Source organism: Collinsella sp. TF05-9AC, assembly GCF_003438495.1.
Taxonomy (GTDB): domain Bacteria; phylum Actinomycetota; class Coriobacteriia; order Coriobacteriales; family Coriobacteriaceae; genus Collinsella.
In genome coordinates this window covers 1-2,147 of sequence record NZ_QSSH01000062.1, presented here as the reverse complement: position 1 = coordinate 2,147, position 2,147 = coordinate 1, and the positions used below count along the sequence as shown (strand labels likewise).

The window sequence follows — 2,147 nt, the reverse complement described above, 5'->3', positions numbered from 1 at the left end:
GGAGGCCAGGGCGCCGCTGACCGGTGGACGGCACCGAGCCGTACGCTTGAACTGAGAAGGGGGAGGCCTCGCGGCCTCCCCCTTTTTTGCGTTTAAGGCGGCATTCGCTAAGCAATTAAATCAATCCAATCATCCACCGGTGAATATAAACGTTCACCGTTCTTTGGTCGGTTCTTTGTTCTCAATGGACTAATATTTGCTTTAGCGCACTGCTGCGCTTGTCCTGTTTTACACGGGTCGTTTTATTGATTGTGACGGAAGGACTCATATGGCAGATGTTCATGAGCTGCTTGATACTTGGATTGCCAATGTCAAGGACGAGGAGCTCCTCGCTGAGCTTAACACGATGAAGGAGCAGGGTGATGAGGACGCCATCACCGACGCTTTCTTCCAGGATCTCGCCTTCGGTACTGCCGGCCTTCGCGGCACTATCGGTGCGGGCACTAACCGTATGAATATCTATACGGTCGGTCGTGCGACCCAGGGATTCGCTGACTACCTCAATGCGACCTTCGAGCATCCGACGGTCGCCATCGCTCGCGATAGCCGCAATAAAGGTGAGCTGTTCGTCAAGACGACGGCTGCCATTCTTGCAGCAAACGGCGTGACTGCCCTCGTGTATCCCAAGATTTCTCCTGTGCCGACGCTCTCCTGGGCCGTCCGCGACCTTAAGTGCTCCGGTGGCATTTGCATGACCGCTAGTCATAATCCGGCGCCTTATAACGGCTATAAGGCCTATGGCCCCGACGGCTGCCAGATCACCAGCGAGGCCGCCGATGCAATTTCTAAGGCTATCGCCGAGACCGATACGTTCACCGGCGTGAAGTCCATGGACTTCGATGAGGCTCTTGAGCAGGGTCTGGTCAAATGGATCGATGATTCGTGCCTCGAGCGTTATTACGACGCCGTTCTCGCCCGCGGCGTGACTAACCTTTCTGCCGAGGAGATCGCTGGCGCTCCGCTTAAGCTCGTCTACACTCCGCTCAACGGCACTGGCCTCATTCCCGTCACGACGGTGCTCGAGCGCGCTGGCATCACTGATGTCACGGTTGTTCCCGAGCAGAAGGAGCCTAACGGCGATTTCCCGACCTGCCCGTATCCTAACCCCGAGATTCGTCAGGCCATGCAGAAGGGCATTGACCTGTGCGAGCAGGTTCACCCCGATCTGCTGCTTGCAACCGATCCTGACGCCGATCGCGTTGGCGTTGCCGTTAAGAATGGCGATGACTATCTGCTGCTGACCGGCAATGAGATGGGCGTTCTGCTGCTCGACTATATCTGCAAGACCCGCGCTGCTCGCGGTGAGGACCTCACTAAGAAGGTTGCTGTCACTACTATCGTTTCTTCCGCCATGGTTGACGCTCTGGCCGACGAGTACGGTTTTGAGCTCCGCCGCTGCCTGACGGGCTTCAAGTACATCGGCGACATCATTACTTCTCTTTCCGATGCTGGCGAGGTCGATCGCTTTATCTTCGGTTTTGAGGAGAGCTACGGCTATCTGGCCGGCGACCACGTGCGCGACAAGGACGCCGTGAGCACTTCGCTTTTGATTTGCCAGATGGCGCAGTATTACAAGCTCCAGGGAAAGAACCTTGCCGACGCGATGCACGAGCTGTACGAGAAGTATGGCTACTATCACAACAAGACGATTTCGCTGAGCTATCCGGGTGCTGAGGGTGCGGCAAAGATGGCCGGCATCATGGCCGGTCTGCGCGAGAACCCGCCCGCGGAGCTCGCCGGTTCCAAGATTGAGGCCGTCGTTGATTACAACACCTGCGTGAACGGCCTGCCGAAGGCTAATGTTATTGAGTTCGATCTTGAGGGTGGCAACAAGGGTATTGTTCGTCCTTCCGGCACCGAGCCCAAGATTAAGCTGTACATCTTCGCTAAGGGCGCGGATGCCGCCGAGGCAGATGCAGCACTTGACGCGATCGAGGAGTCCGGTCGCAAGCTGCTGGCATAAGGTATTTAAGAGTCTATAGCTATAGATGGGCTAAAGAGGGGATCTCGGATGCGAGGTCCCCTCCTGTTTTTAACCAGCCAGCCGAGAGTACTTATATGTGTAGGAAATGTGTACGCCCAGATTCCCGCCCACGGCGCCCCTCCGGTCTGGCAATATATCTCCTTGCCGCGCGGCCCGGTCGGAC

At 56.7% G+C, this 2,147-nt stretch carries 1 protein-coding gene; it reads left to right on the top strand.

The annotated features are described in order from the left end of the window. Positions 1–268 precede the first annotated feature (268 nt). Positions 269–1,963 carry a phospho-sugar mutase gene (locus tag DXC52_RS09830; protein WP_006235592.1) on the top strand — a complete coding sequence of 565 codons (1,695 nt, stop codon included), beginning with the start codon at positions 269–271 and terminating at the stop codon, positions 1,961–1,963. Positions 1,964–2,147: the final 184 nt, after the last annotated feature.

Bases quoted from the DNA above. Each gene is read 5' to 3' on its own strand.
- DXC52_RS09830 (WP_006235592.1), top strand. From the start codon at position 269: ATGGCAGATGTTCATGAGCTGCTTGATACTTGGATTGCCAATGTCAAG.